The sequence below is a fragment of the Shewanella sp. T24-MNA-CIBAN-0130 genome (assembly GCF_040310185.1).
Classification (GTDB): Bacteria; Pseudomonadota; Gammaproteobacteria; order Enterobacterales; family Shewanellaceae; genus Shewanella; species Shewanella psychromarinicola.
Genome location: NZ_JBEOPP010000011.1, coordinates 104900 through 110899, shown reverse-complemented (window position 1 = coordinate 110899; position 6000 = coordinate 104900). Strand labels below are relative to the sequence as shown.

The window sequence follows — 6000 nt, the reverse complement described above, 5'->3', positions numbered from 1 at the left end:
GGACGCTTCGCTGCTAGATGCTATACAATCTTAGCAAAAGCCTAGAGCGCCGAGCTGCTAGGATGCTAGGAATAGAGGCCTGCGGCTGCTAGGACGACCTGCGGTCTTCGAGGACGCTTCGCTGCTAGATGCTATACAATCTTAGCAAAAGCCTAGAGCGCCGAGCTGCTAGGATGCTAGGAATAGAGCGCCTGCGGCTGCTAGGACGACCTGCGGTCTTCGAGGACGCTTCGCTGCTAGATGCTATAAAAGCTGAAAGCACAGAGCCTATCCGCATAGCGGCCTAGGATCTTAGCAGCGAAGCTGTCCCTAGCAGTGACGAAGTCACGCCCTAGAAGCGAAGCGCACTATCCGCGTAGCGGCCTAGGATCTTAGCAGCGAAGCTGTCCCTAGCAGGACGAAGTCCGTCCTAGAAGCGAAGCGTACTATCCGCGTAGCGGCCTAGGATCTTAGCAGCGAAGCTGCCTAGGATCTTAGCAGCGAAGCTGCCTAGGATCTTAGAAGCGAAGCGCACTATCCGCGTAGCGGCCTAGGACCTAAAATCTAGGACCTAGAGGTTACTGAGTTGGCTTGGGTGGATAATTCATCATTACAGCATCAATAGCTTTGTTGATGATTTGAATCCGTTGTTCTGGAGTATTCTGTTCTCGTACTGTATCGGCCACAGTGCCACGCCAAATCAATTTACCGGTTTTATTATCCACTAAATCAACCATTAAGGTGCCAACTTCATATTCGCGCACTGTGGTTTCAGTTTGTATGCTACCACCTAACCCCCAACGAGGACCGTAATATGGGTTATAGCCATAATGACTGTTAAAGGTGTCGATATTAATTTTTTTATCGACTTTAGTGATGTAGTTAACCAATAAATCTGCGGTTTGCTTGTCTGTTTTACTGATACCTTTTTGGTTTAATTGGCTTTCAATAGCGGCGCGGATACGTTGATCCATGAGTCCGTCTAAATGATAACCCGCATCGTTATTTTTCTTCACTACCCATGAGTAGGTTTTGTATTGATCAAATGATACCGATGGATCGAAGTCTGAAGTCGATTTTAAGGTACTACATGCGCTCAACGCTAATACCGCAACGGCTATAAATAGTTTTTTCATACAGGCTCCAATAACAATGTGTATATGCTTATAAGCTTATAATGAGCTAAGACATTGTAAAAAGCAAAAGCCTGCTAATAGCCAAGAGCCTAGAGCGCTGCGCTGCTAGGACGCATTAAAAGCAACAGCCTAGAGCGCTTCGCTGCTAGGACGCTTCGCGGCTAGATGCTATAAAATCTTAACAGCGAAGCTGTCCCTAGCAGTGACGAAGTCACGCCCTAGCAGCGTAGCGATCCTAGCAGTGACGAAGTCACGCTCTAGCAGCGTAGCGGCCTAGCAGGACGTAGTCCGCCCTAGCAGCGAAGCTGTCCTAGCAGGACGTAGTCCGCCCTAGCAGCGAAGCTGTTCTAGCAGTGACGAAGTCACGCCCTAGCAGTGACGAAGTCACGCCCTAGCAGCGTAGCGATCCTAGCAGTGACGAAGTCACGCCCTAGCAGCGTAGCGATCCTAGCAGTGACGTAGTCACGCTCTAGCAGCGTAGCGGCCTGGCAGGACGAAGTCCGCCCTAGCACCTAGTAGCGCAGCGACACTAGTTACTGATCCACACTGTTTGGTAGGGTTGCAGTTGCATGGGTTGGGTGATGTCTTCAATCTGTTGGCCAGTTAATAGATCTATCCAGTAGTCGGCAATAGTAAGATTAAGTTCATTAATGGGTAGCGTGGTGACTTGATCAGATACGTTACTGACGCAGAAGATGCTCTGTTTACGGTTACGACTTTGACGCCAGAAACCAAATAATTGTAAGCCTAAGTGCAGGGTGAACTGGGTGGCATTGGGATGAAAAGCACTTTGCTGGGTGCGAATATTAATTAAATGAGTCAGCGCGGTTAACACTTGGCTATGGTCGCTGTTGGTATCACTTAGCTGCTCAGTTAATTGATTGAGATCCCAACGATGACGGTTAATAGCGCGATTATGTGACGTGTTTGCCAGCTTTTCATAGTCGTTGCGGGTTCCCAGTAAACTGTGAATATAAATACCTGGAATACCTTCTAGCGCTAACATAATGGTATGGGCACACACAAAACGTTGCATGCCCCAAGCGTCTTTGCCTTTCGTGGTACCTTGCAGCGCATCAAACAGGGCTATGTTCATTTCGTATGGCTTTTGCTGACCATCTTCTGTGGTTCGTGATGATATTTGGCCACCGAATTGTTGCATGGTGTCGACGAGTGTATCTATCTCATCGTCGTCGAGTAACCCCTCTGCTGGACGAAGGCCGATGCCATCGTGGGAGGCAATAAAATTAAAGTAGGTTGTGCCATCTTGTGCGGGCGGCATGCTCATAAGCCAACGCTTTAAGTACAAGCAACTACCGGTAATAAGGCTGTTGATCAACAATGGTGGCAGTGAAAAGTTATAAATGCTGTGGGCTTCGTTAGCATTACCAAAATAGGTCAAGTTTTGAGGGTTAGGGATATTGGTTTCGGTAATAATAATGGCGTCTTGTTGGGCGTGCTCGATTAATGTACGCAACAAACGGACTATTTCATGGGTTTGCGGTAAGTTAATTGATTTACTGCCCACTATTTTCCATAAAAAAGCCACCGCATCTAGGCGAAAAATACTGATCCCAGCATCTAAATATTGCCGAATTATTCGTACAAACTCGATTAACACTTGTGGATTACGAAAATCAAAATCGACTTGGTCGTGGCTAAACGTACACCATACATGTTGAGTGCCGTTAGGTGTCTCAGTTGGCCTGAGTAGGGCTGAGGTTCTGGGCCGAACCACCGCGCTTAAATCATCCTCCGGATCGGCGGTAAAGAAGTAGTCATGGCCCACGCCCTCACCTTTACAAAAATGTTCAAACCATAAACTGCGGCTGGAACAATGATTGATGACTAGATCTGACATTAATCGTCGCTTGCTGGCAATGGCACTAATGTCTGCCCACGAGCCTAGACCTTCGTTAATGCTTGAGTAGTCGATAACGGAAAAACCATCGTCTGAGCTGTAGGGAAAAAACGGTAATATATGCACCGCATTGATGCAACTTAAATAGCTGTCGATAAATTGCGCCAAGGTTGTGAGTGGACGCTCACCTTGTTGGAGCACACTGTCAGCATAAGTGATCATAATGATGTCTTTTTCGGACCAATGATTAACAAAAGGTGCTGGTACTTGGCAATACTCAGTTATGCGCATGATGTCGATGAGTTGAACCGCCAACTCTGAGGTGCTCATGTCGAGGTCGATATCATTGTAAATGCAGCTAAGTTGTTGCTGCAGCTTTTGCTGTAATACTTCCATTACTGACATAAGGTGTCCTTGTTGTTCGAGGTTCGAGGTTCCAGCCTCGACTTATGGTGATAAAGCGTCATTAAACAGCTGCTTATTCAGCAATCCTCCCCGCCATCTTCGTTAGGTTTGATTGCATTGACTTACAATAGGCCAGATCTTGATTCAGTTATGAACGCTGCTATTAACCCAACGATTAACTCGACGATTAACTCGTGGATTATTATCCCGGCTATTATCCCAACGGTTAACCCAACGGTTAACCCAACGGTTAACCCAACGGTTAACCCAACGGTTAACTCGACGATTACCCCCAACGATTATCCCGGCTATTATTATCCCAACGATTAAGTCGTGATCCGGTTAACTAAACTCGGCGTGATCGGCTTCAACGGCGGCTTTTAGTTGCTCAAGTACATCTGGCATGGCACTGACTACTCGACTCCATGTTGGCATAAAGGGGGTTTCCATTGGGTTATCTAAAAAGCGCTGCCCTGCCGTTACAATATTTTGGGCAAACATTTCAACGGCTTTTTCTTCTAAATGAATATCCGTGGTTAAGCCGTTCATTATCGCATCGTTATGATAGGTTTCGACATAATCTAGGGCGATACGGTAATAAGTCGCCTTAAGGGTTCGGAACGATTCGGTGCTAAAAGTATTGCCTTGAGTGGCAAGTTTACGAAAGAAGGCTTTGGTGATATCAATCGACATTTTAGACAGACCCTCTTCTTCGTTATCTAATGATAGGTCTTGATGTTTATGATCGTAATTGTCGGCGATATCGACCTGACAAATACGATTATGGGCATAATTGCGCTGCATTTCTGATAACACACCAATTTCTAATCCCCAGTCACTTGGGATCCGTAGGTCGTTGAGTACATCGCGTCTAAATGAAAATTCGCCCGCTAATGGATAACGAAAACTGTCCATGTAGTCTAAATATTCGTTATAACCGACCACTTTTTTAAGCGCTTTAATCAACGGAGTGACTAACAGCCGTGACACTCGGCCATTAATTTGCCCATTGGAAATACGCGCATAATAGCCTTTACTAAACTCGTAATTAAACTTCGGGTTGGCCACAGGATAAAGTAAACGTGCCAGCAATGACTTTTCATAGGTGACAATATCGCAGTCGTGCAAGGCAACCGATTCGGTTTTTCCAGAGGCCAGAATATAGCCCATGCAATACCAAACATTACGGCCTTTACCCAATTCTTTAGGCGCTAAACCTAAGGTTTGCAGTTTTGCATCCAGTGCTTGTAAACGTGGGCCGTCATTCCACAAAATGCGGTGATGTTGGGGTAAATCGCCAAAAAAGCGCAGTGCATGTTTATATTGCTTGAGATCGGCTCGGTCTAATCCAATCACAATTTCGTTTAAGTAGGGTACCTCTTTCAATTTACTAACAATATCTTTAAGCGCGTCACCTTCTAACTCAGAATAAAGAGAGGGCAGTATTAATCCTAATGGCCGTGTTTTTGAAAACTTAATTAACTCTGTTTCAAGCTCTTCATGGGTACGTCGGGTTAAATTGTGCATTGTGGTGACAATGCCATTTTGATAAAAATCGGCCATATTACGCCCCTCCAAATGTTAGTTGGTTTTTCTGTGATTCATCCGATGACGACAATAGCGTTTGGGTTATACATTCAGCCCACCCTTTAGGACCGTATAGACTGCTTTTAATACTTTGTTTTTTTGTCGTTAAGGTAGGAAAGTCATGAACAGGTGACTTAATTTGTATGGCAATATCGGCAGCTTCGAGCATGGCCGTGTCATTACCACTGTCACCCAGTGCAATGGTAATAACAGGTGCGTGATATTGCTTGACATACACATCGGCTAACCATTTCATGGCCTTGCCTTTATCGGTATCACCGCCAACATGTAGAAATCGTCCGCCCTGGAGCATTTGAGCACCAACACCGGTCATCAACGCTATAAAGGCTTGTTTACTGGCTTCATCACCCTGCCAAAGTAGTGGTTCGCCGTAGTGCCTGATTAATGCCAGCTTGGCATTGTCTGGTGACAGATCGGTGACTTCACATAACGCTTCAACCGACAACGTTGAAAAACCAATAAAGTCATCGTCAAAGGCTGGTGCATGCTCTGTTAACAATTCGAGCCAATATGTTCGCGGCTGACAAAACTCTTTTACCCAATAATATCCTTGGGTAAACGTATCTTGTGGCTGTTGGTCAAAGTAACCAATAGGGATATAAATTACCGCACCATTTTCTGAAATAAACGGTGAATTAAAACCGATAGTTTGTTGGAGCTTTTCCATTTCGGCAAAGGTTTTACTGGTATTGGCAATAATAGGAATATGCCGTTCATTTAATGCTTCAATCACGTCTATTGCATGACTAAAGCTATAGTCATAATGATCAAGTAAAGTGCCATCTATGTCAGTAAAGATAAGTGGTCGTGTTGTCATATCATCTCCCTTTTAACCAATGAACGCTTCGCTAAAGCCTAGGACGCTATAAAATCAACAGCCTAGAGCGCTGCTAGGACGCTTCGCGGCTAGACTCTATAAAAACTAAAGCATAGTAGCGAAGCGGCCTAGAATCTAGTCACTCAATCTTAGCTACAGCCGAGAACGCTACGCTGCTAGGACGCTTCGCGGCT

5 protein-coding genes are annotated in these 6000 nt (G+C 45.4%); 1 reads left to right on the top strand and 4 read right to left on the bottom strand.

Features of this window, described 5'->3' with window-relative positions; translation table 11 throughout:
• Positions 1 to 557 precede the first annotated feature (557 nt).
• Positions 558 to 1115 (bottom strand): DUF4136 domain-containing protein, encoded by a 558-nt coding sequence (locus AAEZ02_RS07045; protein WP_124012181.1) that lies wholly within the window; start codon positions 1113 to 1115, stop codon positions 558 to 560.
• A gap of 529 nt (positions 1116 to 1644) precedes the next feature.
• Complete coding sequence (locus AAEZ02_RS07040; protein ID WP_351122404.1) at positions 1645 to 3381, bottom strand: sugar phosphorylase; 1737 nt, start codon at positions 3379 to 3381, stop codon at positions 1645 to 1647.
• Between the two features lie 150 nt (positions 3382 to 3531).
• Here AAEZ02_RS07040 and AAEZ02_RS07035 point away from each other — a divergent pair, with 150 nt between their 5' ends.
• A complete protein-coding gene (locus AAEZ02_RS07035) occupies positions 3532 to 3711 on the top strand; it encodes a hypothetical protein (protein ID WP_351122401.1) in 180 nt (59 codons plus the stop codon).
• A gap of 12 nt (positions 3712 to 3723) precedes the next feature.
• Here AAEZ02_RS07035 and AAEZ02_RS07030 read toward each other — a convergent pair whose 3' ends face one another.
• Positions 3724 to 4944 carry a glycosyltransferase family protein gene (locus AAEZ02_RS07030; RefSeq protein ID WP_124012184.1) on the bottom strand — a complete coding sequence of 407 codons (1221 nt, stop codon included), beginning with the start codon at positions 4942 to 4944 and terminating at the stop codon, positions 3724 to 3726.
• Position 4945: 1 nt separating this feature from the next.
• Positions 4946 to 5806, bottom strand: a complete 861-nt coding sequence (locus tag AAEZ02_RS07025) for an HAD-IIB family hydrolase (protein WP_351122398.1) — start codon at positions 5804 to 5806, stop codon at positions 4946 to 4948.
• Between the last annotated feature and the right edge of the window lie 194 nt (positions 5807 to 6000).

Bases quoted from the DNA above. Each gene is read 5' to 3' on its own strand.
- AAEZ02_RS07045 (WP_124012181.1), bottom strand. From the start codon at position 1,115: ATGAAAAAACTATTTATAGCCGTTGCGGTATTAGCGTTGAGCGCATGT.
- AAEZ02_RS07040 (WP_351122404.1), bottom strand. From the start codon at position 3,381: ATGTCAGTAATGGAAGTATTACAGCAAAAGCTGCAGCAACAACTTAGC.
- AAEZ02_RS07035 (WP_351122401.1), top strand. From the start codon at position 3,532: ATGAACGCTGCTATTAACCCAACGATTAACTCGACGATTAACTCGTGG.
- AAEZ02_RS07030 (WP_124012184.1), bottom strand. From the start codon at position 4,944: ATGGCCGATTTTTATCAAAATGGCATTGTCACCACAATGCACAATTTA.
- AAEZ02_RS07025 (WP_351122398.1), bottom strand. From the start codon at position 5,806: ATGACAACACGACCACTTATCTTTACTGACATAGATGGCACTTTACTT.